This window comes from Hymenobacter guriensis (genome assembly GCF_015773195.1).
Classification (GTDB): Bacteria; Bacteroidota; Bacteroidia; order Cytophagales; family Hymenobacteraceae; genus Hymenobacter; species Hymenobacter guriensis.
Genome location: NZ_JADWYK010000006.1, coordinates 188,112 through 213,892 on the forward strand (window position 1 = coordinate 188,112; position 25,781 = coordinate 213,892).

Annotated in this window: 17 protein-coding genes and 1 riboswitch; of the genes, 8 read left to right on the forward strand and 9 right to left on the reverse strand. The window is 60.5% G+C overall.

Going from position 1 to position 25,781, the window contains the following annotated elements:
- Nucleotides 1-47 precede the first annotated feature (47 nt).
- From I5L79_RS11935 to I5L79_RS11970, 8 genes are all read right to left on the reverse strand, one after another.
- Nucleotides 48-869, reverse strand: a complete 822-nt coding sequence (locus tag I5L79_RS11935; RefSeq protein WP_196955282.1) for a Rossmann-like and DUF2520 domain-containing protein — start codon at nucleotides 867-869, stop codon at nucleotides 48-50.
- 170 nt (nucleotides 870-1,039) lie between these two features.
- Nucleotides 1,040-3,625: a cytochrome c biogenesis protein CcsA gene (gene ccsA, locus I5L79_RS11940; protein WP_196955283.1), complete on the reverse strand. Its 2,586-nt coding sequence runs from the start codon at nucleotides 3,623-3,625 to the stop codon at nucleotides 1,040-1,042.
- A gap of 109 nt (nucleotides 3,626-3,734) precedes the next feature.
- Nucleotides 3,735-4,160, reverse strand: a complete 426-nt coding sequence (locus I5L79_RS11945; RefSeq protein ID WP_196955284.1) for a cytochrome c maturation protein CcmE domain-containing protein — start codon at nucleotides 4,158-4,160, stop codon at nucleotides 3,735-3,737.
- 102 nt (nucleotides 4,161-4,262) lie between these two features.
- Nucleotides 4,263-4,499 (reverse strand): CcmD family protein, encoded by a 237-nt coding sequence (locus tag I5L79_RS11950; RefSeq protein ID WP_196955285.1) that lies wholly within the window; start codon nucleotides 4,497-4,499, stop codon nucleotides 4,263-4,265.
- Nucleotides 4,480-5,151, reverse strand: a complete 672-nt coding sequence (locus I5L79_RS11955) for a cytochrome c biogenesis protein (RefSeq protein WP_196955286.1) — start codon at nucleotides 5,149-5,151, stop codon at nucleotides 4,480-4,482. The genes I5L79_RS11950 and I5L79_RS11955 overlap by 20 nt, the downstream gene beginning before the upstream one ends.
- 120 nt (nucleotides 5,152-5,271) lie before the next feature.
- Entirely contained in the window at nucleotides 5,272-5,913 is a 642-nt protein-coding gene (locus I5L79_RS11960; protein WP_196955385.1) for a heme exporter protein CcmB, read from the reverse strand.
- Between the two features lie 200 nt (nucleotides 5,914-6,113).
- Nucleotides 6,114-9,335 carry a hypothetical protein gene (locus I5L79_RS11965; RefSeq protein WP_231403061.1) on the reverse strand — a complete coding sequence of 1,074 codons (3,222 nt, stop codon included), beginning with the start codon at nucleotides 9,333-9,335 and terminating at the stop codon, nucleotides 6,114-6,116.
- 21 nt (nucleotides 9,336-9,356) lie between these two features.
- The gene (locus I5L79_RS11970) at nucleotides 9,357-10,451 is read right to left on the reverse strand and encodes an NAD(P)/FAD-dependent oxidoreductase (RefSeq protein WP_196955287.1); all 1,095 of its coding nucleotides are present in this window, start codon (nucleotides 10,449-10,451) and stop codon (nucleotides 9,357-9,359) included.
- An 85-nt stretch (nucleotides 10,452-10,536) separates the two neighbouring features.
- Here I5L79_RS11970 and I5L79_RS11975 point away from each other — a divergent pair, with 85 nt between their 5' ends.
- From I5L79_RS11975 to I5L79_RS11995, 5 genes are all read left to right on the forward strand, one after another.
- Entirely contained in the window at nucleotides 10,537-11,172 is a 636-nt protein-coding gene (locus I5L79_RS11975; protein WP_196955288.1) for an MBL fold metallo-hydrolase, read from the forward strand.
- A 3-nt stretch (nucleotides 11,173-11,175) separates the two neighbouring features.
- The gene (gene pssA, locus I5L79_RS11980) at nucleotides 11,176-11,919 is read left to right on the forward strand and encodes a CDP-diacylglycerol--serine O-phosphatidyltransferase (RefSeq protein WP_196955289.1); all 744 of its coding nucleotides are present in this window, start codon (nucleotides 11,176-11,178) and stop codon (nucleotides 11,917-11,919) included.
- Between the two features lie 119 nt (nucleotides 11,920-12,038).
- On the forward strand, nucleotides 12,039-15,974 hold the full coding sequence (gene porU, locus I5L79_RS11985) for a type IX secretion system sortase PorU (RefSeq protein ID WP_196955290.1): 3,936 nt from the start codon (nucleotides 12,039-12,041) through the stop codon (nucleotides 15,972-15,974).
- 49 nt (nucleotides 15,975-16,023) lie between these two features.
- Nucleotides 16,024-17,232, forward strand: a complete 1,209-nt coding sequence (gene porV / locus I5L79_RS11990) for a type IX secretion system outer membrane channel protein PorV (protein WP_196955291.1) — start codon at nucleotides 16,024-16,026, stop codon at nucleotides 17,230-17,232.
- A gap of 5 nt (nucleotides 17,233-17,237) precedes the next feature.
- Nucleotides 17,238-18,524 (forward strand): M16 family metallopeptidase, encoded by a 1,287-nt coding sequence (locus I5L79_RS11995; protein WP_196955292.1) that lies wholly within the window; start codon nucleotides 17,238-17,240, stop codon nucleotides 18,522-18,524.
- A gap of 87 nt (nucleotides 18,525-18,611) precedes the next feature.
- Here the strand turns inward: I5L79_RS11995 and I5L79_RS12000 are convergent, their stop codons facing one another.
- Nucleotides 18,612-19,715, reverse strand: a complete 1,104-nt coding sequence (locus tag I5L79_RS12000) for a PA14 domain-containing protein (RefSeq protein ID WP_196955293.1) — start codon at nucleotides 19,713-19,715, stop codon at nucleotides 18,612-18,614.
- A 380-nt stretch (nucleotides 19,716-20,095) separates the two neighbouring features.
- Nucleotides 20,096-20,208, forward strand: a riboswitch (SAM riboswitch).
- Nucleotides 20,209-20,280: 72 nt separating this feature from the next.
- Between I5L79_RS12000 and metH the strand changes: the two genes are divergently transcribed.
- From metH to I5L79_RS12015, 3 genes are all read left to right on the forward strand, one after another.
- Nucleotides 20,281-23,991, forward strand: a complete 3,711-nt coding sequence (gene metH, locus I5L79_RS12005) for a methionine synthase (protein ID WP_196955294.1) — start codon at nucleotides 20,281-20,283, stop codon at nucleotides 23,989-23,991.
- 117 nt (nucleotides 23,992-24,108) lie between these two features.
- Complete coding sequence (gene metF / locus I5L79_RS12010) at nucleotides 24,109-25,065, forward strand: methylenetetrahydrofolate reductase [NAD(P)H] (RefSeq protein WP_196955295.1); 957 nt, start codon at nucleotides 24,109-24,111, stop codon at nucleotides 25,063-25,065.
- 99 nt (nucleotides 25,066-25,164) lie between these two features.
- On the forward strand, nucleotides 25,165-25,644 hold the full coding sequence (locus I5L79_RS12015) for a tetratricopeptide repeat protein (RefSeq protein ID WP_196955296.1): 480 nt from the start codon (nucleotides 25,165-25,167) through the stop codon (nucleotides 25,642-25,644).
- Nucleotides 25,645-25,781: the final 137 nt, after the last annotated feature.

Here is a 25,781-nt window from a genome sequence, read left to right on the forward strand (position 1 = left end):
TGTATGGGCAAATTGAGGGCGCAAAGGTACGCAGGCCGGCTCCCCCATCAAAGCTGCGTTGTGTGCGCCTCGTGTTGGCGCCGGATGCTGGCGGAAAGCTGCTCGTACAAAGCCTGCCAGGCGGGGTGGTCGGCCAATAACCGCTGATGCGCCTGCATTGTTGGCACATCGGCGCGCACGGCCGGGCCGGTCTGGCCCTGAAACGGCGGATTGTTCAGGGCTTTTTCCACTGTTTCGCGGATGAGCGGCTCCAGCATCGGCCACGGTAGCCCCGCCGCCCCCAGCAGCTCCTGGCTGATGCCCAGCAGGTGATACGGAAAGTTGCAGGCAAACACCGCCGCCACGTGCAAAGCCTGGCGCTGTGGCGTGGCTACCAGCTGTGCTTTTTCCGGGCTCAGGCTGCGAGCCAGCGCCATCAAGTCTGCTTCAGCGGCAGAATCAGCGGCCTCTACGCAGATGGGCACCTGCGCCCAATCCACAGCCCGGCCGGCACTGAAGGTCTGGAGTGGATACCACACACCTCCACGCACCTCCGGTCCAGCAGACACCGCGGCCAGCGGCACCGAGCCGGAGGTATGGGCCACTATGCTGCCGGGGGGGAAATGCACTGCACTGACAACTTCGGCCACGGCCGCGTCGGATACGGCTACCAGATAGATATCGGCGGCGGGCAGTGGCCCGGGGCCAGCTACAGGCAGCGCCCCGGGCGCCAGCGCAGCTAGCTCCGTAGCAGCGGCCAACGAGCGGCCCCACACGGCGGTTACCTGGTGCCCGGCCCGTGCCAGTGCCGGCACCAGGTGGCTGGCTACACGGCCCGTACCCAGCACCGCTACCCGAAACGGGCTGCCCGCCGGAAAATGAAGCTTCATAAACTCAAAGGTGAAAGGAATAAATCGACTTTGCCTGAGCAACGCTTGGACTGACGCAACAGACCAGCTGGTTAGCCACGGTAAATACCGCCGCAACGCGCCTTCTGCTGCCCACAAAAAAGTCCGGCTCCTGAAGCAGAAACCGGACTTTTTTGTGGGCAACAGAGCCTTTAGGCTACCTGCACCGGGCGCTTACGAGCGGCGGCCACGGGCTTAGCGCTGGGTTTGCGGTTCTCGCGGCTGCGCTGCACCAAGGCTATACCAAAGCCCAGGGCCATGAGCAGCGTACCACTCCAGAGCAGGTTGATGAACGGCTTTTCTACAGCTTTCAGGATGATGTAGTCCTTCTGGGTGGTACTTACGCCGAACGTGAATTTCTTGGTATTGGGGTCCACGTTGTTGAACGACACGCGCAAACCCAGGTCTTCCACCTCATCGGGCACGCGGCCGATCAGGTTGTTGCGCACCACAAAAACGGGGTGCACATGGTATTGCTTTTTCTCGCCGTGCACGATAATGTCGCCCTGAATAGCCACATCCTTGGGTCCCAGCCCCAGCCCGGCTGTAGCCGATTTCTGGGCGGGCTCAATGGCGCGCAGCACCGCAAAGTAGTCGTTGAGGTAGATGGTGTCGCCCACGCTCAGCTGGTGCTCCTTCACCTCGCTCCATTCCTTTTCCTTGGAAGGGTCGGGCACGGTGCTGATGTGGGAGTAGATGTCGTGGCTGAGGAACTGTTTGATATCGGGCGAAGCCAGCAGACCGCCCATTTCCTCGTTTACCTGCGCCCGCGGGTACAGCGTGAATGCCTCGCCGGACTTGCGGTTCTTGTACTCCACGCGGTAGTACGTATCCTCGGGACGGATTTCGAGCGTGTCGCCGGCTTTGTAGTACACCCGGTCGCCGCGCTTCACGTCGCCGCGGGCCAGGGCCTTGTACTCGTCATCGGTGCGGAAGAGCAGGTCCTTATTCACGTAGCCGGGCACGCCGGGCACATCTAGGTACTGGCCGGTGTACGTCACGTCGTAATCCTTCATCGGCGCCGCTTCGTTGCGCCACAGCAGCACGTTGTCGCGGTTGATATCCTCCGGGAAGTCCTTGGAGTATACCAGGCCGGAGCTGTTCTGGGAAATAATGTTGGAGTAGCCCGCCGAAGCCAGCACGCCCAGCAGCATCAGGGCTATACCGATGTGCGCCACGGCTCCGCCCGAGAGGCTCACCCGGCGCTTGAGCAGCACCAGAATCATGCTCAGGTTGGCCAGCACCCCAAACATGCCCGTCGTCAGCAGCACGATGTAAGTCGGCGACATTTTCAGGCCGAAGAAGCGCACCAGCAGAATAACTAGGGCCGCGCCCAGCAGCGTGAGAATGCCCGGTACCGTGAAGGCGTTGGAAACGGTTTCCTTGTCGTTGCGCTGCCACCACATCAGCTGCGCAATGCCCGACACCAGCGCCACGGCCACGCCCATCCACAGCTGGAACTTGGTATAGTGCGCAATCTGGTCGGCGGGCAGCGCCAGATTGGATTTGATGCCGATAAAGCCCAGGAAAGCGTTATAAACCGGAATGCTCGTGGTGACCAGTACCTGGAAAGCACCCAGGCACAGCACCGTAGCGCCCACAAACACCCATAGCTCGGGGTTGTAAGTCGTCAACTCTTTTTCGGAAACCGGAATGGTTTTCCATTTCACTACCAGCAGCGCAATAGCCAGCACCACGAAGGCGCCCAGGTAGATCAGCAGCTGCCCGGAAAGGCCCAGATCGGTGAAGGAGTGAACGGAAGCATTGCCCAGCACACCCGAGCGGGTGAGGAACGTCGCGTAGAGAATCAGCAGGAAGGTAGTGATGACCAGCACAAAGGCTGTGCGCAGGCCCGTGCGGCGGCGCTGCCAGAGCACCAGCGCGTGCAGGCCTGCCACCAACACCAGCCACGGAATGTACACGGCGTTTTCCACCGGGTCCCAGTTCCAGTAGCCGCCGAAGTTCAGCGTCTCGTAGGCCCAGTAAGCACCCATCATGATTCCCACGCCCAGCACGGCACCGCCCACCAGGCTCCAGGTAATGGCGGGCTTCACCCACTTGGTCAGTTCATTTTTCCAGAGGCCGGCAATGGCGAAGGCAAACGGCACCAGTGTGAGGGCAAAGCCCAGGAACAGCGTGGGCGGGTGAATTACCATCCAGTAGTTCTGCAGCAGCGGATTCAGGCCAGTACCGTCCTTCGGGATGAAGTTGGGGTTGAGGCGAAACACCGGCGCGTCGGTCAGGAAGTCGCGCAGCAGGATAAAAGGCGAGGAACCGATTTTCACGTTCAGCACTACCACACCCAGAATCATGGAGGTGAGAAACAGCTGCACGCCCGCAAAAACGGCCATTACGGGAGCTTCCCACTGCCGGTTGAAGCGGATGATGATGCCGCCCAGCAGCACATGCCAGAAAATCCAGAGCAGAAAGGAGCCCTCCTGCCCTTCCCAGAAGCAGGAAATCATGTAGTACACCGGCAGGTGGTTGCTGGAGTGGCTCCAGGCGTAGTAGTACTCGTAGCGGTGCCCGTAGATGATGCCGAACAAGCTCACGATAACCGCAACGACGGCCGCACCGTGCACGAAAAACGCGCCCCGCGCCAGCCGCAGCCACGCTGGCTCGGCGTCGCCGAGGGCGCGGCCGCGGGCCGCCTGGTAGTAGGCATAGGTAGCCACAATGGCCGCTACAAACGCCACAATGACACTCAGGTGCCCAACGTCGCCAATGAATGTATTCATGGAAATTCTGAATTATGAATTCAGAATTATGAATTGGAACACTGAGTGAATGGCAGACTGCTTGCGGCGGGCTGCAATCAATTCAGAATCCTGAATTCATAATTCATACTTACCGCATAGCGGTAGCGCCTTTGATGTCTTTCTCCACGTACTTGGAGGGGCATTTCAGCAGGATTTTATCGGCCACGAACACGTCGTTGCGCATGGAGCCCGTAATAACTACCTGCTCCGACTTGTCGAAATCCTGGGGCTTGGGGTTGAAGTATACCACGCGCTGAGCCAGGCGGTTGGTATCCACCAGCGTGAAGGCGAAGTAATTGGGGTCGAGCGTAGGATTGTACTCCAGGCCCATGATGTTCTTCTGCGGGTCGCGGGGCAGGCGGCCTACCACGTGTACTTTAGCAGCATTGCCCTCGGCGGCCAGCTCACGGGCTTCCTTAAACGACACATACTGGCTTACATCACCAGCCGTGGTAACCAGAATGCTGATAGCCACGGCAATAACGGCCAGAATGAGTAAATGTGATTTTTTCATGGCGCTACGAAGCGAAAAGAACTAGACGCCAGCCCCCCGGCCAGCGCTTCAGAACAACCAAACGGGCCCGAAAAATCCCCCGGGTCCAAGAAGGGAGAAAGTTTAGCGGTTGTGCACCTCTTTTTCGAGGCGGGTGAGCTTGCGGTCCAGAGAAATCAGGTACACCAGCAGCCCCGCCAGCACCACGGCAATGACGGCCACCACCACGTAGATTTTTCCATCCTGCCGCAGGGTATCGGCCATTTCGGGCGCGTTGGCAGCCGACTGAGCTACTGCGTGCCACACCGGCAGCAGCAACCCCAGCACCAGCAGTATGAAGCTACGCAAGCTGTTTTTCATGAATATATTGTTTTAAAAGGGTCAGCCGCACACTCAGTTGCGTAATCCAGACGCCCAGCAACGTCCAGCCAAGCACGGCCGGGTAGAACACCAGCCGCATATTGCTGTCAAGGTCGTACTTGGCAAAGGCAGGGTTGCCGCCCGCGCCGGGGTGCAGCGAGTCCGTGAGGCGGGGCAGGATAAAGAACAGCGGCATGGCCGCGGCAAAGGCGAAAATGTTGTAGATGGCCGACACCCGGGCCCGCTGCTGCTCGTCGGCAAAGGAAGAGCGCAGCACCAGGTAGGCCCCGTAAATGAGCATGGCAATGGCGGCCCCGTTGAGCTTGGGGTCGTTGGTCCACCAGGTTCCCCAGGTGTAGCGTGCCCACAGACTGCCCGTCGCCAGCCCCACGATGCCCATCAGAATACCCGTTTGGGCAAAGCCGTGGGAAAGGGTATCCAGCCGTTCCGAGGGGTTGCGCAGGTACCGAATCGAGTATACCACCGATGCCGTCAGGATGATGGTCATCCCGAACCACATGGGCACGTGGAAGTACAGGTTGCGGATGGTTTCGTTGAGGATGGCCAGCCGCGGCACCGGCAGCAGCAGGCCTGCCACTGCTGTGTAAAGCAGCAAAACCACCGTCAGCACTTTCCACCAGTTGTTTTTCATAAGCACTTTGCTAGGAGCGGTTGGCTGGTAGCTTTTATATGAATGTAAGGAAGGCTTGAGTGTCAAAAGAGAGGTTGGAATCAGAAAAACTGTCAGCTACTGGTTGGCAGCCAACGGCCTTTAGCTTCGCCACAAAAATGGAAACAGCACGTACGACACCGCCCCTACAATCAGGTTCAGGGCCAACAGCGTGAGCACCGAGCTGCGGCTGGCCGACCACTCCAGCCCATCCAGAGCGTTTTTGGATATTTTGATGAGCATGAGCAGCATCGGAATCATAATTGGAAAGCCCAGCACGGCCATAAGCGTATGGCTGTTGGTGGCCTTGGCCGCAATGCCCGATACCAGCGTGAGCGTGGAGGCAAACCCCACCGCGCCCAGCAGCACCGTACCCACAAACAGGGGCACATCCTGCACCGGGTTGCCGAGCACCAGCGCATAGGCCCCGAAGGCTACCGTGGCCAGCACCAGCAGCAGCAACGCGTTGTACCCGATTTTGGCCAGAATCACGGCCTGGGGCTGTACCAACGCGTAGTAATACAGCTGCCGACCCCGGCTTTCCTGCAGAAACCCTTTGGCTACGGCATTCACGGCCGTGAACAGCAGAATAATCCAGAACAGCGCATTCCAGGCGGGCACGGGCAGCTGGCCGCCGCGCAGGGCAAAGCTCAGGTAGCACACAAACACCGTGCTGCCCACGTAGAGCAGCATTCCGCTCAGGGCCGCGCGCTGCCGCCATTCCAAACGGAAGTCCTTCTGCATCAAATACCAAATCTGGCTCAGGAGCGGCACGGCAACAGGGGTGGTGAACAGGACCGCAAAGATACTACACGATTGGTTAGGGGTAATCAGCTGGGCTCAAGATGTTCTTGCAAGGCAGGTAAGCACCAGTTAAAAAGCCCCGCCAGCAACTGCTGACGGGGCTTTCTGGGGTAACAGCACGCAGGCCGGAGTTGCCTGGCCTAAAAGTCGTAGCCGAGCGTGAAGTAGAACTTTGGGCCGGTTTGTTCCTCGTCTTCCTGGCCCCAGGCTACGTCGAGTTTGCCATAGAAGCCCAGCAGGGTGGTCCGGGCACCCAGGCCGTAGCCCAACAGCAGCGGATTGCGGAAGTCGATAACGGTGGCGGAAAAGGCATTCCCGTTGCCCAGCACCTCGCGCGTGTTGTAGGAGTTGTTTTCGTTGAAGGGGCTGGAACCGGCATAGGCCGAGCCGGCATCGGCAAAGGCCGTGAGCTGCAGATTACGGAAGAAACCCGACTCGATAGGCTTGCGGGAGAAATACTGGATGATAGGCACCCGCAGTTCGGAGTTGAAGAGCACGTACTTGGGCCCCGTGCGGGCATTGTAGTTGAAGCCGCGCAGGTTGGTCACAAACTCCTGGTAGAACACATTGGCCGGATGTCCCTGAAACAGGGCATCCTCGTCGCCATCATAGCTTTTATTGAGCCAGTTGTCCATGCCGCCCAGGCGAAAGGTCTTGGTGGCATTGCCAAAGAAGTGGCCGTAGCTGGCACGGTTGGCCCAAATGATCTGCCGATGGATTTTTTGGTAGTGCCGCAGATCCACGAAGAACTTGCCAAAGCTCTGCTGCTCGTCGCGCATAGCGTGTAGCATCTGGGCTCCGGCCTTCATGCGGGTGCCTTCCAGCATATTCACGCCGGTGGCAATAGCGTTGTCGAACACCAGCTCGGCACTCCCGCCCACAAAGTTTTCCACCAGGTCCTTTTCGCTGAAATCGGCCAAGCGGGAGCGGCGCACGTTCACATAACGGCCTGCCATACGCACGTTCAGGTTATGCGTGAGCGGATACGCAATGCGGGGAGCTACTTCGTGGCGCGTCAGCCGGTCGGTGTTAAAGTCGAAGTCCAGACTATAGGACTGCTTCTGGTAGCTGATGCCCCAGTCGTAGCGGTGGCGCAGGTTACTGTACTCGGCGAAAATGTTGCTGGTGCGGAAGTCCGTAAGCGCGAAAATACCGGCCCGGAAGCGGTGGTCTTCCATCAGATCCGACAGATTGGCCTGCCCAATGATGCCAAAGCCCAGCAGCGGATCCACGTACAGCGACGATACTACGTTGTCGATGCTGAACTGCTTGCCGTAACGGAAGGGGCCAGCCAGCGCAATACCGTCAGCGGCCGAAGCGGTAGCAGTGGTGCGGGCTGCTGTCCGGCGTTGCGTGCGGGCGGGCGGCGTATCTTCCTCATACTGATAATCACCAACCTTTTTCTGGCCGCCGGTGGTAGCCGTCTGGCCGGCGCGGGTTGTATCGGGCGCTACGGGGGCGGGGCGCTTGGGCGCCGGAGCCGGCTTCGAGCGTTCTTCCAGCGTTTCCTGACGGGCCGTTTTGGCTAGCCGCAAGCCTTCGGGCAGTGGGTATGAGGCGTAACCATACACGTAGTCGCGAGCTTCGTCGGCGGCTATAAAGTCCAGAGCGCCGGTGGCGGCGCTGTAGTCGTAGCTGCGGATGTTGGGCAGAAAGCTGCTGACGGGCGCGTACTGGCGCGTCGACAGATTGTAGCGGTACAGGCTGCGCACCCCGCTTTCCTCGCTCAAGAAAACCAGCTCTGTGTCGGATATGGGCCGGGGTGCCGACTCGTTGGAAATTGTGCTGACCAGCTGCTCCACCGGCTGGACGCGGCCATCAAGGTGATACAGGAACAGGTCGTAGTTGTTGACGACGTTGGCAAAGTTGTTTTTCACGGTGCCGGTGGTATCGAGCCAGCGGTTGGAGCTGAACACGATGCCCTGGCCGCCCGGCAGAAAGGCTGGCTGCACGTCGTCAAACAAATCATTGGTGAGACGCTCGGGCGTGCGGCTGCCGCTGCGTAGCAGATACAAATCGTTCTGCCCGTTGGCGGCCCCACTGAACACCAACGACTTGCCATCGGGGGAATAATGAAGGCCCATTACCTGCGTGAAGCCGCTGAACAGAGCCGTGTTGCCCTGGCGCCCGAATGGCAGCGCTTCTACCAGGCGGGAAAAGATGCCGCCCGCCCCGCGGTTGGTGGGCCGCAGCCGCAGATTGAGCTTGCCTTTGTTGGTTTCTACCACGGCCAGCTGCTCGTTGCTGCGCCAGGTGAGCACCGGCAGCCGAAAATCCACCTGCTGGTCGGGGGTTTTGTAGCCGCCCCGGTAGATGGTGTGCCGCCCGCTGCCATCGGTGTTGCCCACTACCACGCGGTAGCGTCCCCGGTCGTTGGTGACGTAGGCCATTTCCTTGCCGCTGGGGCTCAGAGCCATCTGCGAGTACTTGGCCCCGCGCCGGTTGCGCTTCACCAGCTGGTTTTTGTCGTCGATGACGGCGAAGGGCGTTTCGGGCTGGGCGTTGAGTTGGCGGTAGTACGTCAGCCAGTCTTTGAGGAAGGTTTTATAGGGCACGTTCAGCGAGGAGCTGATGCCGGTTTCCACGTCGCGGGTGATGCGCGTCAGGTTCAGGATGTTCTGGATGCTGGTGTAGCCGTAGCGCTCCGCTATGTAGTTCCACACGCTCTGGCCGGCCAGCTCCTGGTTGCGGGCGAAAAACGCGGGGGCGCGGTTGCCTTCAATCTCCTGGGTGAGGTTGCGCATGTACTCGTCCATCTCCACGCTCCAGCCCTCGGCCGTATAGGCCGCCGCTCCGCTCACAAACCAGTCGGGCAGCTGCAGCAGGTAGTTGCTCTGGATAACTTCCTTCAGGGAGCCGCCATACATCATATCGTGCAGCAGCACGCGCGTAACCTGGTAGCTCACATCGCGCTTGAGCACGGTTTGCTGTCCCTGGAAGGCAATCTGCACCTTATCCATGCGCAGCAAATCGGTTTCGCCGCCCATCTGGTACTTGTCGGAGTTCAGCCCAACGTTGCTCTGGCGCAGGTCCGACACCGAGTTGTAGAGCATGATGGTGGTCTTGGAATACGGATAGTACCCCAGCAGCGCCGTAATGCGCTGCAGCTCTTTCTCGGCGTACTCGGCCGTGCGGCGGGCCGTAGCTTCCCCGCCCGGGTAGAAGTAAATCGTGAAGTTGGACGTGCTGTAGTAGCTCCAGTCGAACTGCTTGTACTGGATGCGTACCCGGCCAAACGGTTCCTGGGACGTTTGGGACCGGCCCGCATACGGTAAGGCCACCAAAAGCAACAGCACCGCCAGCCACCAGCCGCTTGCGCGTCGTTCGCAGGTTCCCGGCAGAGAAGTAAATACGTGCATCATTAAGCCAGAAGGAAAAATAAATCAGGAAGAAACCGCTGTGGCCGGAGCTACTGCTGGATACAACGAAAAATAGCGCCGGATATTGACTTCAGCCCACAACTCTGCCGTGCCTTCCAGCACATCAGCGAAGTGACCGGCCAGCCGGGGCGCCATCAGCACACCCTTCGAGCCAAAGCCGTTGCATATACTCAAGGAAGGCAACGCCGGATGCGTGCCCAGTAAAGGTTTCCGGTCGCGCGTGGCGGGGCGCACTGCGGCCCACTGCTGCACTACCGTAAAAGGCAAATCGGTGATATCCGCCAGGCGCTGGCTGAGCTCAGCTAATGCCTCGGCGGTGGTGCCCGTCGCAAAGGGCGGCCAGCGGTAGGTGGCACCCACGCGGAAGCGCCCGTTGCCGAGCGGCACTACGTACGCGCCTTTGTTAAGCACTTCGGTTTCGGCCAGGCCGGGACATTCTACGTCCAGCACCTCGCCCTGGTTGGGCGTGAGCGGCAGCCAGTTAAACCACGGATTATGCCGGGCTGCCGCGCCCTCACAGAACACCACGTGGGCGGCGAGTACGGAGTCGCCATAGGTTACACCGGCTGGGCCGATAACAAGCAGCCCGGGGTCAAAAGTTTCTTGTCGCAGCCATCCTTCGCGCAGGCCGGCAGCCGTCTGGGCCGCCAGCAGCTCGCGCACCCGCAGGTAGCCGCCCGCAATCAGCATACCGCCAAACGTCTGCCGCACCCCGGCCAGCGGTGGCAGCTCCGGGCTGATTTCGGCTACAAAGTCCTGCCAGGGTCGGTCGGCGCTCCGGGCCATGGCATCGTTCTGGTCTGCTACCGACGAAAACAGCTTGCGGATAGGTAGCAGGCGCAGGAATTCCTGCCCCAGATCCTGCTCCTGCTGCCGGTAGTACGCCACGGCGGCGGGCAGAAGTTCGGCCATGCGCCAGCCCAGCGCCAGCCGCTTGCCGGCCACCGGGTTCAGCAGGCCGGCCGCCACCGAGGAGGCTGTATCCGGCAGGCCAGGGTCGAGGACGAGCACGCGCCGGCCGCGCTGGCGCAGCACGGCAGCCAGCGTGGCCCCGGCCAGGCCGTGGCCCACGAGCAGATAATCGACGGACTGTGTCATGGCGGCCAAGGTACACAAGTACAACTCGAATGCGTACCTTTCCTCGCCTTTCGGCCCCGGTTGCGGGCCGTTTTTATTTCTGTTTATGCTTGTTTCCGGCTTTACTTTCAACGCCTTTTCCGAAAACACTTACCTGCTACACGATGCCACCAAGGAATGCGTGGTGGTAGACCCCGGCTGCTATTCCCGCGCCGAGCAGCAGGCCCTGCAGGAGTTTATTGCAGCCGAGCAGCTGCGGGTAGTGTTGCTGGTGAACACCCACGCCCACATCGACCACGTGCTGGGCAACCAATTCATTCTGGAGACTTACAAGGTGCCGTTTCTGCTGCACGAAGCCGACGTAGCCACGCTGCGGGCCGTGCAGACCTACGCGCCCTCCTACGGCTTTGCGCAGTACCAGCCTGCCGAGCCCACAGGCACCCTGGCCGCCGGCGAGCCGGTGCGCTTCGGCAACACAGAGCTGGAAGTGCGCTTTGCGCCGGGTCACGCCCCGGGCCACGTGGTGTTTTACCACGCGCCTTCCCAGGTGGTTATCGGGGGCGACGTGCTGTTCCGGGGCAGCATCGGCCGCACCGATCTGCCCGGCGGCGACTACGCCACGCTCATCCAGAGCATCAAAACCGAGCTACTTTCCCTGCCCGACGAGGTAACCGTGTATCCCGGCCACGGCCCGGCCACCACCATCGGCGCCGAGCGTGCTTCCAATCCGTTTCTGCAATAATATATGGCTATCCGAAAGCATCTGCCCAACGCCCTGACCTGCCTGAACCTGCTGTGCGGCTGTGTGGCCCTGACCCTGATTCTGGCCTACGACGCCCGGCCAGAGTACGTTTCCTCTTCTGAGCAGCAATGGCAACCGCTGGTGCAGGCAGCATATTTCATTGGGCTGGCAGCAGTGGCCGACTTCTTCGATGGGTTTGTGGCCCGGGCCCTGCACGTTTCGTCGCCTATCGGCAAAGACCTTGACTCGCTGGCGGATATGGTCTCGTTTGGAGTGGTGCCCGGCGCGGTGCTGTTCAAGCTGCTGCAGTACGCGCTACCCGCTAGCCTGCCGGCGTGGCTGGCGTATCTGGCATTCATTGTCAGCATCTTCTCGGCCCTGCGCCTGGCCAAGTTCAACAACGACACCCGCCAGACTAACTCCTTCATTGGGCTGCCCACGCCGGCCAATACGCTGCTGGTGGTTTCGCTGCCGCTGATTCTGCTGAACGACCGGTTTGGCCTGCAGACCTACCTGCTCAGCCCCTGGGTGCTGCTGGGCCTCACGGTGCTGCTGTCTTACCTGCTGGTGGCCGAAATTCCGCTGTTTGCGCTCAAGTTCAAGAACTTCGGCTGGCAGGACAATTCCCTGCGGTTTATTTTCGTGCTGCTGTCAGTAGGGCTGCTGCTGGTGCTGGGTGCTACGGCCGTGCCGCTTATCGTGCTGCTGTACGTGCTGCTGTCGGTGCTGAAACCTAAGTACGTGTAGCGGCACAATAGTTTGGCAACTGATTCGTTGACACTTCCGGCCGGTGGTGAACCTCGCACCCGCCCGGCTTGTTGCAAGCCTATTGTCAATCCAGCAGCTGATTTATTGAGAAACGATTTATGCGCTTTCGGTTTTTAGGATTGCTGCTGAGCTTTTTGTGCGCCAGCCTGCATGTGCGGGCGCAACAGGCTGGCGCTATGGTCAGCCAGCACACGCTGCACTGGAAAGGCTACCAAACCATAGAGCTGCCCAACGGCCGCAAGCAGCTGGTACCGGCTTTGCTGGAAGGAGGCTTTTTGCCCGGTCAGCTCGTGCCTTTCTACCAGTTCTCGGTGAAGGGCGCCGTGGCGCAAGGCGAGTTGCTGAACGCCGTGTACGAGCCCTTATCGGCAGCCGATGCGCGCCTGCTGACCAAGGCTACCGTGGTGGCCACGCCGGAAATCCGGCAGGTGACGGGCACAGCCAGCCGCCAGCAGCTCACCACCGTTACACTTACACCGCTGCGGCGTTCCGGCAGCGGCCAGCTCGAAAAGCTCGTTTCCTTCACGTATTCCTATACGCTGGGCCGCAGCCTGCAGACCCGCGCAGCCCGCACGGCCCACGTCTACGCAGCCAACTCCGTGCTCAACCAGGGCCAGTGGTTCAAGATTGGCGTACCGGAAAGCGGCATGTACAAGCTCGATAAAGCCACATTAAGCAAGCTGGGCCTGGATGTGCAGAGCCTGGACCCGCGCCGCCTTCAGCTCTACGGCAACGCCACCGGCCAGTTGCCCCAACTCAACAGCGCGCCCCGCCCCGACGACCTCGTGGAAAACGCCATCTACGTGTCGGGCAACGGTGATGGGAGTCTGAGTGATGATGAGTACGTGCTATTTTACGCCCGGGGCCCGCACACCTGGGAAGCTGGCACGGCTACGCGGCCTTTCCGCCACCTCTACCACAGCTACACCGATACCGCCTACTACTTTCTGACGGTGGGCACCACCGCCGGCCGCCGCGTGGCCCCGGCCGCCGCGCCCACCGCCGCGCCCACGGCCACCATCACGTCCTATCTCGACCGGCAGTTCCACGAAATCGACCTGTACAACCTGCTCAAATCGGGGCGGCAGTGGCTGGGCGAGGCATTTTCGGGCGGCGACCAGCAGGAATTCACCTTTTCCGGGCCCGACGTAGTAGCCGGCTCCACGGTGCGCGTTACCAGCCTCACGGCGGCCGCCTCCTCTACTTATACTTCTTTCGGACTGGCGCTTAATGGGCAGTCTGTTGGCACGCAGTCTATCAGCCCACGGAGCGGGGGAGACTTCCCCGAAGTTGCCAATCAGACTCTGTCGACTTTCGCGACAACGGCCAGCGGGGCCGAGTTGAAGGTGCGGCTGGCTTACAACTCCAGCGGCGACATCACGGCCAAGGGCTACCTCGACTACCTGGAAGTGGTGGCCGAACGTCAGCTCCGGCTGGATGGGGCCGTGCGCGAGTTCCGCTCCCGCACCAACGTAGCCCCAGGTGCCGTCAGTGAGTTTGTGCTGGAAAACGCCGCCGATGCTACCGTGTGGGACGTAACCAACCCGCGCCGGCCCGCCCAGCGCCAGCTCACGAATGGCCGCTTCCCGGCGCCTACTGACTCGGTGCGCGAGTACGTGGCTTTCCGGGGCAGCTCGTTTCCCGCGCCGCGCCTGTTTGGGAAAGTCGCCAACCAGAACCTGCACGCCCTGAGCCAGGGAAATCAGCTGGATCTGGTTATCGTGACGCACCCGCTGTTTCTGGCCGAAGCCGAGCGCCTGGCCCAGCACCGCCGCACCCACGACAAGCTCCAGGCCCAGGTAGTGACGACCACGCAGGTCTACAACGAGTTCAGCTCCGGAGGGCAGGATATTTCGGCTATCCGCGACTTCATGAAGATGGTGTACGAAGCCGACCAGCGCACCAGCAGCACGTCCAAAATCATGCTCCTGCTGTTCGGCGACGCCTCGTACGACTACAAAGCCGACCCAACCAACGACGTCGATTTTGAGCCCGGCTACTGGAAAAGCCGGCAGGTGAAGGACGCGGCCAATCAGAATTACGTGCCGGTGTATGAGTCGTACGAATCGTTTAACCCTATCAACAGCTCAACGCTGGTTTCCTTTTCCTCCGACGACTATTTTGGCTTACTGGACGATAACGAAGGCGAATGGGCGGAAGGCTCCGGGGGCAATTTTGAGCTGATGGACATTGGTGTGGGCCGCTTGCCAGTGCGGGCCCCCCAGGACCAGCCCCGCTCCACAGCCCAGGCCCGCTTGGTGGTGGATAAGCTTATTGCTTACGACCAGACTTCCGCGTACGGCAAATGGCGCAACCGGCTCACCTTCGTCAGCGACGACGGGGATAACAACCTGCATACGCTCTATTCCGCCGAGCCGCTGGCTGATATGATCCAAAGCACTGAGCCGGCCTACAATATCCATAAGGTATACCTGGATATGTACCCGCAGCAGGCTGTAGCAGGTGGCCAACGCTCCCCTGCGGCCGAAACGGCCATCGACCAGAGCATCGAGCAAGGCTCCCTTATTGTGAATTACTCGGGGCACGGCGGGCCGCTAGCCTGGGCCGACGAGCAGATCTTCACGAAAAGCTCCATCGAAAAGCTCCAGAACACCAACCGGCTCACGTTTCTGCTCACCGCTACCTGCGACTTCAGCATCTACGACGACCCCAGCATCGTCTCGGCCGGCGAGGTGGCGCTGACGGACATTGCAAGCGGGGCTATTGCCTTGCTGACGACCACCCGCGTGGTGTACCAGCACAACAACCAGTTTCTGAGCAGCAGCTTCTATAAAGCTGCCTTCCCGCAGGCAGGCCAGCCATTGCCCCGCCTGGGCGATGTAGTTTCCCAAACGAAAAACACCAGCGTCAGCGGTTCCTACAACCGCAATTTCGCTTTGCTCGGAGACCCTTCCATGCGGCTGGCTTACCCGGAATACGAAACCACGATCCGGCAAATCAACCAGAAAGCCGTTTCCCAGGGAACCACTCCGGCTGATACGCTGAAAGCCATGGCTACCGTGGAACTGGCCGGTGACGTGTCGGACCGCAGCAGCCAGCTGGCCTCCGACTTCAACGGTACAGTGCAGATAACGGTGTTTGACAAGCCCACGCCCTTCACCATGCTCGGCAACGACGGCAGCGACGGGCAGCAAACCGTGCAGGTACAGGAAAGCGTGCTGTACGATGGACAGGCTACGGTGCGCAACGGCAAGTTCAACACCTCCTTCGTGATTCCGCGCGACATCAACTACAAGGTGGATGCCGGCAAAATCAGCCTTTATGCCTCATCGGCCAGCCTAGGGCGGGATGCGCACGGAGCCAACCGGGAAATCCTGATCGGGGGCGTCAATGGTGAAGCCCAGCGCGACACGATTCCGCCCACCATCCAGCTGTTTATGGATAATGAGTCGTTCGTGTTTGGCGGCCTCACCAGCCCTACCACTACGCTGCTGGCCGTGCTGCGCGACAGCAGCGGTATCAATACGGCCGGCTCGGGCATCGGCCACGAAATCACGGCCATTGTGGACAATGCTCCTACGCAGGTGCTCGTGCTGAATGAGTACTACACGGCCGACGTGGATAACTTTCGGAGCGGGCGGGTGCGGTACCTATTTAAGAACCTCGCGCCCGGCCCGCACGTACTGCGCCTCAAAGCCTGGGACACGTTCAACAACTCGTCGGAGCAGGAGCTGGAGTTTGTGGTGGTGCGCAACGAGAAGCTGGCGCTGGACCATTTGCTGAACTACCCCAATCCGTTTGCCGCCTCCACTACGTTTCACTTCGACCACAACCGCACGGGCGAAGAGCTGGACGTACAGGTGCAGATTTTCACCGTCACCGGCAAGCTTATCCGCACCCTGTCCGAAAACCTGGTCAGCAGCAAGTCGCACGTAGGCTCGCTAAGCTGGGACGGGCGCGACGAATTTAATGACCAGGTAGCCCGCGGCGTGTATCTGTATCGGGTGCACGTTCGTTCTCCGCGCGACGGCTCGCAGGTCAGCAAGTTCGAGAAGCTTGTACTGCTGCGCTAACCCCTTTCTTTGCACTTCCTCCCCTATCACCACCATTTCACCCCTCAGTATGTTATCGAAGTTGACTGTACGGCTAAGCGTTGCGGCCGGGCTTTTCACTCTCTCTACGGGCGCTCTGGCCCAGCAGCGGGATGACCACGCTATTACGACGGCCGTGCCGGTGCTCACCCTCAGCCCCGACTCCCGCTCCGCCGCGCTCGGCGAGGCCGGCGTAGCTATTTCGCCCGATGCCAACTCGATGTACTACAACGCCGGCAAGCTGGGTTTTATGCCTAATGCCACGGGCGCCTCGCTTTCGTACGCGCCCTGGCTGCGCCAGGTGACGGACGATATGGGCCTGGGCTACCTCTCGGGCTACCACAAGGTGGGCCAGCGCTCCGCCTTTGGAGTGTCGCTCATGTATTTTGATCTGGGCGAAATCAACTTCCGCGACATCAATAACGCCGACAACGGCACGTACAACCCCAAGGAATACTCGCTGAGCGTATCATATGGGCAGCGGCTGAGCGAAAACCTGGGTGTGGGCGTAGCCGCCCGCTACATTCGCTCCAACCTCACCGGCGGCCAGGGTGACACCCGCCCCGGCAACGCCGCCGCCGTTGATCTGGGTTTGTACTACACCAAGGATCTGACCATCGGAGCCCAGGACTACAACCTGGCGCTGGGCGCGGCTATTTCCAACATCGGCAACAAAATCACCTACACCAACCCCGAGCAGGGCAACTTCCTGCCCGCCAACCTGAAGCTGGGGACGGCCATTACGAAAGAGCTGGACGCCTACAACAAGCTCACGCTCACGGTGGATGCCAACAAGCTGCTGGTGCCCAGCCCCTACTATGTAACGGGCGACACCACCGGCCGGGGCCGCCAGGTGCTGGAAGAAATTGATGCTGAAAACCGCGCCCGCGCCGGCAAAGGGCTGGTCAGCTCTATTTTCAGCTCGTTTGGTGATGCTCCCGGCGGGTTCAAGGAAGAGCTGCAGGAAATCAACATTTCTGCTGGCCTGGAATATTGGTACAATGATCTGCTGGCGGCCCGCGTAGGCTATTTCTACGAGCACCCACAGAAAGGCGCGCGCCAGTATCTGAGCTTCGGGGCCGGCCTGCGCTACCAGGTTTTTGGAGTAGACGCCGCTTATCTGGTTCCCAACAACAAAAACAACCCGCTTTCCCAAACCTTGCGGGTATCGTTGCACTTTAACTTTGCCGGGGCCGCCGATGCAGCCTCACCAGCCGGCGACCCGGCTCCCACGAACTAACCTACATGCTCAACCGTCTTGTTGCTCCTCCCGTTCAGCCGCTGGCCAGCATCACGCTGCCCGCGGCTGACGTGCTTTCGCTGCCTAACGGCAGCCGCCTGCATATCCTGCGCAACGCGGCCCAGCCCGTAATCCGTCTGCAGGTGGTGTTCCGGGCTGGCAAGTGGTACGATACTACGCCGGGTGCCTCGGTGCTCACGGCCCGCATGTTGCTGGAAGGAACCCGCACCCGCACCGCCCGCCAGATAGCCGACGAGGTTGCCTTTTTCGGGGCTTCCCTGGAATGTGAGCAGGGCTTTGACCGCGCTACGCTCACGCTCTACTGCCTGGCGCGCCACCTCGACCAACTGTTGCCGGTTGTGGCCGATGTGCTCACGGAACCCACTTTCCCCGAAACCGAGTTGGCGCAGCTTAAGGCCCGCACCATCCAGAACGTGCGCATCGAGCGGCAGAAAACCAGCTACCTGGCGGCCGAGCGGTTTTCGCGCAACCTGTTCGGGGCCGATAACCCTTATGGGGTGGTGTTTCAGGAAGAAACGTTTCAGGCTATTCCCCGGGAGACGCTCCAGGCTTTCTTTCAGCAAGGATATTCATTTGCTGATGCTGAAATCTTTCTTTGCGGCGACGTTGGCCCGACGCAGCAGCAAGCCGTTCAGGCTGCTTTGGGTAGCATTGGCAGCGCTAGTGACTTACGTAACGAGGCCCACACGCAGACCAGCACTTCGAGCGTGCCTCTCGCAGTCGACTACGTCACGGTGCCGGAGAGCATCCAGTCTTCCATCCGCATCGGCCGGCTGTGGCCCTCCCCTGCTCACCCCGACACGCATTGGCTGCAGGTGCTGGTAAAGGTATTGGGTGGCTATTTCGGCTCCCGGCTGATGAAGAACATCCGCGAAGACAAGGGCTTCACCTACGGCATCTACGCCAGCGTTACGCCCCGGGAGCACGCCACAAGCTTCGTCATTGGTACCGACGTCAACGCCGCCAGTACCGCGGCCGCCATCCAGGAAATTCGGCATGAGCTGCAGCTGCTGCAGGACGAGGCTATTCCCGCTGAAGAGCTGCAAACCGTCAAAAACTACATGGCTGGCAAGTTTGCCAATGAGCTGAGCACCGTGTTTGAGCAGTGCGACAAATACAAGAGCACCGTTTTCCTGGGCCTGCCCGCCAGCTACTACACCGACTTCGTGCAACAAATTCAGCGCGTAACGGCCTCCGAGCTGCAGCAGCTGGCTCAGCAGTATCTCCAGGCCGATACGATGCTGGAAGTCGTGGCCGGCCCCAGGAAGTAGCTCAAGGCGGCAAGAAAGCAGTTTGGGCGGTGAAGGAGCCACCAGCACGCAGCTCCTAAGCCTTGCAGCGCATTAGCTGGAAGCTGATTAGCGTGCCACCAGCTCTACCCGCCGGTTGCGGGGGCGCTGGCGTGGGTCGCCGTTGTCGGCTACGGGCCGGGTGCCGCCGTAGCCAACGGCTGTGAGGCGCAGCGAGTCTACGCCGTGCTGAACGAGGTATCGGCGCACAATCTGGGCCCGCTGCTCGGAAAGCTGCTGATTGAGTTTGGCGTCGCCCACGTTATCGGTATGGCCGGCTATTTCGAAGCGGGCCGCTGCTTCCGTCCGCAGCATCAGCACCAGCCGGTTCAGCTCGGGCTGTGAGGTGGGCAGCAGCCGGGCGCGGCCCTGTTCGAAATACAGATTTTTCAGCTCCACCACGGCGCCCTTCGCCAGATTGGCCAGGCTGGGCAGCGAGTCGGGCGTTGCGGCCGGAGCCACTATTGGTGCCGAAACAACCGCCTGAGCTGGCCGGGCGGCAGGCACGGCAGCTACGGCAGGGCGGGTGGCCGGCCGGGCAGCGGGCGTGGGCCGGCGTCGGGGTGTCGTTGGGGCCGCCACGGGTGCGGGCGTTGGCTTAGGAGTGGCAGCTACCACCGGCACCGGCCGGGGCGGCACTACTGGAATAGGGCGGGCGGAGCCAGGCAGCGCCGTAAACAGCACCTTACTGCTCACTGTTTCGAAGCCGCCCAGTTCCTCCGTACGCCGCCATTGCAACAGGGCCCGGCTCTCTATTCCGTTCTGGAAATACTCGATGCGCACCGGATAGTACCGGCCGGCCTGAAGCCGAATGCGCACAGTGGCATTGAGGTGGTCCTGGTCGCGCCAGGCATCAATTAGCCGCTTGCCGCCCAGCCAGAACCGGAAACCGTCGTCCATCACTGTCGAAAACTCATACTCCCCCGTGACCGGTGCCAACAGCCAGCCCTGCCACCGTACCGAAAACCTCTCGGTAGGCATATCCGGCCTGGGTGGAGTGTACTGCCAGTCGAAATCAATCTGGCCGTCGGTGCGGGTGAAGACTTTTTCCTCGAAGTTCATCCCCCGGTAATACGTGCCTTTCAGCCCCGTGCCCACGGGCAGCGCGGATGTTTGCGCCAGTAGCGGCGCGGCGCTCAACAACAATATCAGCCAGGTGAATAAGTGCTTCATCGGAAGAAAGAATAAGATAGTGACGTTTGGCAGCCCCGGGCAAAGAAACGCTCCTACGGCTGTAGTTCGTATAGACCGCCCGACAAACCAGTACCGTTGCCCGGTCGTAAAGTAAAGTGTGCGCCTGATTTTAATTTAGCCCCGCGCACTGCAGCCATGGCGACCAGGAAAACTCCTTCTACTTCAGCTAAAAAAACGGATCCGTGCTGGAAAGGCTACGAGCAGGCTGGAACCAAGCAGAAAGACGGCAAAACTGTCCCAAACTGCATCAAAAAAGACTAGCGCATGTCAGACGCAGCTTCTCTGCTTTAAACGCCCCCGGTCTTCTCAATGGCCGGGGTTGTTGTTTTTAGTTCGTTCCGCCGTATCTTCGCCTCTGTTACTTATCCAGAAAGACCGAGGGATTGGGCCCGACGACGTCTTAGCAACCTGACTTGACACAAGGTGCTAACTCCCGTTTCAGGCCGCACCGCGGGCTGGAAGAAGATAAGTACAGGACTCGCGCCCCCACGCGGCTCTTTCTGGATAGGCACTTTTTGCTGCCGATTTTCTGAGAAGAGCCGATATGCCGACCGTCACTGACTCCCCGCTCCACGATATTCTTGCCAAGCGCGTCCTGATTCTGGACGGCGCCATGGGCACCATGATTCAGCGCCATACGCTTTCGGAGGAAGACTTCCGCGGCACCCGCTTTGCCGACCACCCGAAGCCCTTGCGCGGCAACAACGACCTGCTCAGCCTCACCCGCCCCGACATTATTCGCGGCATTCACGACGAGTACTTCGCCGCCGGGGCCGACATGGTGGAAACCAACACGTTTTCCGGCACCACCATTGCCCAGGCCGACTATGGCTTAGAGCATATTGTATATGAGCTGAACTACGAATCGGCGCGGCTGGCGCGGGAATCGGCCGACGCATTTACGGCCCAAAACCCCGACAAGCCCCGCTTCGTGGCCGGCGCTATTGGACCCACCAACCGTACCGCCAGCCTTTCCCCCGACGTGAACCGACCCGGCTTCCGGGCCGTGACCTTCGATGAGCTGGCCACTGCCTACCTGGAGCAGGTGCGCGGCCTCGTAGACGGCGGCTCCGATGCCTTACTCATCGAAACCATCTTCGACACGCTGAACGCCAAAGCTGCCCTGTACGCGGTGCAGAAGTTTTTCGACGAAGGCGGCAAAGTGGTGCCCGTCATGATTTCGGGTACCATTACCGACGCCTCGGGCCGCACCCTGAGCGGACAGACCGTAGAAGCCTTCTGGAACTCCATCCGCCACCTGCCGCTCCTAAGCGTGGGGTTGAACTGTGCCCTCGGTGCCGACCAGCTCAAGGTGTATATCAAAGAACTAAGCCGCATTGCCGATGTGCACATTTCGGCCTACCCCAACGCTGGTCTGCCCAACGCGTTTGGTGGCTATGATGAGTCGGCCCAGGAATTTGCGTGCGTAGTGGAAGGCTACCTCTCCGACGGGCTGGTGACGGTGGTTGGGGGCTGTTGCGGTACTACGCCCCAGCACATTGCCGAGCTGGTCCGGCTGGCCGAAAAATACGCGCCGCGCCAGCTGCCCGAGCTACCTAAGGCCACCCGCTTGAGCGGCCTGGAGCCATTTGGCGTGTACCCCGACAGTTTGTTTGTGAACGTGGGCGAGCGGTGCAACGTAACCGGCTCCCGCGCCTTCGCCCGCCTTATCCGCACCGGCAACTACGAGGCAGCCCTGCAAGTAGCCCGCGACCAAGTAGAAGGTGGAGCCCAGGTTATCGACGTGAACATGGACGAAGGTATGCTCGACTCGGAGCAGGCCATGACCACGTTCCTGAACCTGATTGCCTCGGAGCCCGATATTTCGCGGGTGCCCGTGATGATTGACTCCTCGAAGTGGAGCGTGCTGGAAGCCGGCCTCAAGTGCGTGCAGGGCAAGAGCATCGTCAACTCAATTTCCCTCAAAGAAGGCGAAGAAGTCTTTAAGCAGCGGGCCCGCACCGTGCGCCAGTACGGCGGCGCCGTGGTGGTCATGGCTTTCGACGAAAACGGCCAGGCCGACACGCTGGAGAAGCGCATCGAAATCTGTCAGCGCAGCTACGACATCCTGGTGAACGAAGTGGGTTTCCCGGCCGAGGACATCATCTTCGACCCCAACATCCTGACGGTAGGCACCGGCATGGAAGAGCACCGCAACTACGCGCTGGACTTCATCGAGGCCGTCCGCTGGATCAAACAAAACCTACCCGGGGCCCTCACCAGCGGGGGCGTGAGCAACATCAGCTTCTCCTTCCGCGGCAACGACGTGGTGCGCGAAGCTATGCACTCGGCCTTCCTCTACCACGCCATCCGGGCCGGCCTCGACATGGGTATTGTAAACCCCAGCCAGCTGGCCGTGTACGACGAGGTGCCCAAGGACTTGCTGGAACTGGTGGAAGACGTGCTGCTCAACCGCCGCGCCGATGCCACGGAGCGCCTCGTGGACTTCGCCGACACCGTGAAGCAGAAAGACAAGGTGGAAGTAGTAGCCGACGCCTGGCGCAGCCTGCCAGTGAAGGAGCGCCTGCAGCACGCACTGGTGAAAGGCATTACCGAGTTCATCGACCAGGACACCGAAGAAGTGCGCCAGCAGGTAGGCCGCCCGCTGGAAGTAATTGAAGGCCCGCTGATGGCCGGCATGAACGTGGTGGGTGACCTGTTCGGGGCCGGCAAGATGTTCCTGCCCCAGGTGGTGAAGTCGGCGCGGGTGATGAAGAAAGCCGTGGCTTATCTGGAGCCCTACCTGCTGGCCGACAAGCAAAGCGGGGACCGGCAAACGGCTGGCAAAATCCTGCTGGCCACGGTGAAAGGTGACGTGCACGACATCGGCAAGAACATCGTGGGCGTGGTGCTGGCCTGCAACAACTTCGACATCGTGGACCTGGGCGTGATGGTGCCGCTGGAGCGCATTCTCGACGAAGCCCAGAAACAGCAGGTGGATGTTATCGGCCTGAGCGGCTTGATTACGCCGAGCCTAGACGAGATGGTGTACGTGGCCCAGGAAATGGAAAAGCGCGGCCTCAAAACCCCGCTGCTCATTGGGGGCGCTACTACCTCCCGCCTGCACGCCGCCGTCAAGATTGCGCCCAACTACAGCGGCCCCATCGTGCACGTCAACGATGCTTCCCGCTCCGTGGGTGTGGCGGCAGCCCTGCTAGGCTCGGCCGATGCCGAGTATGCCCGCACCGTGCGCGAGGAATACCGTCAGCTCCGCGAGGACTACGCCGGCCGCCAGCGCGAGAAAAACTACCTGACCATCGAAGCCGCCCGCGAAAACGGCTTCAAGGCCGACTGGGAAACCACACCCATTGTGAAGCCGACTTTCCTGGGCACCAAGGCGCTTGAAGACTACGATTTGGCCGAGCTGGCCGAGTACATCGACTGGACGCCGTTCTTCCAGACCTGGGAACTGAAGGGCCGCTATCCGCGCATTCTGGAAGACCCGAACGTGGGCGAAGCCGCTACTCAGCTCTTAAACGACGCCCAGAAAATGCTGCGCCAGATCATCGACGAGAAGCTGCTCACCGCCCGCGCCGTCATCGGCTTCTGGCCCGCCAACACTGTAGGGCACGACACGATTCAGATTTTCCAGAATGACCGCCGCGAGGAAGTGCAGGCGGAGTTTTTCACCCTGCGCCAGCAGAGCGAGAAAGCCTCAGGTGTGCCCAACCTGGCCTTCTCCGACTTTGTGGCCCCGCTAGAAACCGGCCGCCAGGACTACATCGGCGGGTTTGCCGTGACGGCGGGTATTGGCATCGAAAAGCTGCTGGATAAGTACGAAAAGGAGCACGACGACTACTCCAGCATCATGGTGAAAGCCCTGGCCGACCGCCTTGCCGAGGCCTTTGCCGAGCGCCTGCACCAGCGGGTGAGGGAGGAGTTCTGGGGCTACGACCCGGCCGAAAATCTCTCGAACGAGGACCTTATTCAGGAGAAATACAAAGGCGTGCGCCCGGCGCCCGGCTACCCCGGCTGCCCCGACCACACCGAGAAGATTACGCTGTTTGAGTTGCTCGACGCGGAAAACAAAACCGGCATCCGCCTCACCGAAAACCTGGCCATGTACCCCGCCTCCTCGGTTAGCGGCCTTTACTACGCCCACCCGGAGTCCCGCTACTTTGGCCTTGGCCGCATCGGCAAGGATCAGGTAGCGGACATTGCCGAGCGTAAGCATATGCCGCTGGCAGAGCTGGAACGCTGGCTGGCCCCCAACCTGAACTACGACCCTGTTAGTGTGTCGATACCAGCGCTGTAATGCGCCTGATTTCCTCGGGATAAAGTCCCGGACACCAACTACCATGCTGTTTTATTAAGCTTCCTCCGCCCGCTACCTAGCCCAGGCTTCCGCATTGGGCACCCGGGCCGCCACTATATGAAAGTAACCGAACACCTGAGCCGCGCCAACGGTAAAACGTTGTTTTCCTTCGAGGTGCTGCCTCCAAAAAAAGGCGAGAACATCCAGAACCTGTTCTCCAACATTGAACCCCTGATGGAGTTCAGACCGCCGTTTATCGATGTGACCTACCACCGCGAGGAGTACGTGTACCGCCAGCACCCCAACGGCCTGCTGGAAAAGAAAACGGTGCGCAAGCGGCCCGGCACGGTTGGCATCTGCGCGGCCATCAAAAACCGCTTCGATGTGGATACCGTGCCTCACCTGATCTGCGGGGGCTTTTCGAAGGAAGAAACGGAAAACGCGCTTATCGACCTGCATTTTCTGGGCATCGACAACGTGCTGGCTTTGCGCGGGGACCCGATTAAGTCGGAAGGCAGCTTTATTCCCAACCCCGACGGCCACGCCTATGCCTGTGACCTGATCGGGCAGGTTTCGGATCTGAATAAAGGAGCATACCTGGATGAAAAACAGGATGATGTATGGGCCACTGACTTCTGCATCGGCACGGCCGGCTACCCGGAGAAGCACTTTGAGTCGCCGAACTACGGGGCCGATCTGCGCTACCTCAAGCACAAAGTAGACCGCGGGGCCGACTACATCGTGACCCAGATGTTCTTCGACAACGAGCAGTTTTTCAACTTCGAAAAGCGCTGTCGCGAGGCGGGCATCACCGTTCCCATCATTCCCGGCCTCAAGCCGCTCACCACTAAAAGCCAGCTCACAATGCTGCCCCGGGCTTTCTACCTGAACATTCCGGAGCCGCTGGCCGATGCCGTGCACCTAGCCCCCGACAACGCAGCCGCCCGCGAAATCGGCATTGAGTGGTGCATCAACCAAAGCCGGGAGCTAATGGCCCACGGCGTGCCGGTGCTGCACTACTACAGCATGGGCAAATCGGAAAGTACCCGGCGGGTAGCGGCCGCTCTGTTTTAATCAGTGAGATGGTGAAACAGGGAGTTTTGCGTTCTTACTGCGCCATTTGTGCTGGCAGAACGTAAAACTCCCTGTTTCACCATCTCATCATTTCACGCCTTGGACGCCCTCGACGAGTTGTTTGTTCGCCTGCGCCGGGCTGCCACACCTCCGGAAATAGAGGCCCTGCAGGAAGGCATCTGGCTGCTATGGCTGCGTACTGGTAACCTCCTGCAGGACAAGCAGCTGGAAGCCGGTATGCGCGCCCTGGCTGCCGATGACTATACGCAGGCCATTCAGGATTTTTCTGCGCTTATTGAGGCGGCTCCCCAATACGCGGAAGGCTGGAACAAACGCGCTACCGCGTACTACATGCGGGGCGAGTACCGGGCAGCGTTGCAGGATATTGCCCGCACGCTTCGCCTGGAGCCCCGTCACTTTGGGGCACTACTGGGCAAGGCCCAGATACTACTTATGCTGGAACACTGGTCGGGGGCCCTGGCCGCTCTCGAGAGCGTGGCCCGCCTCTGCCCCAACTGGCCGGGCCTGCAGGGCCAGATATATGATCTGAGGGATAAAACAGATGAGCTTGAAAATTAGCTGCGTAAGATTATTCCTAGTCAGGCGGAAGTTTTGTAAATTTCCCGGACGGTAGGTGCCCCACCCCTTGCCGCATGGTGTTCCAATAGTCTGGCTCAGACGGTTGGAACAATACTTGCTACCTGGTAAGGGAAGGG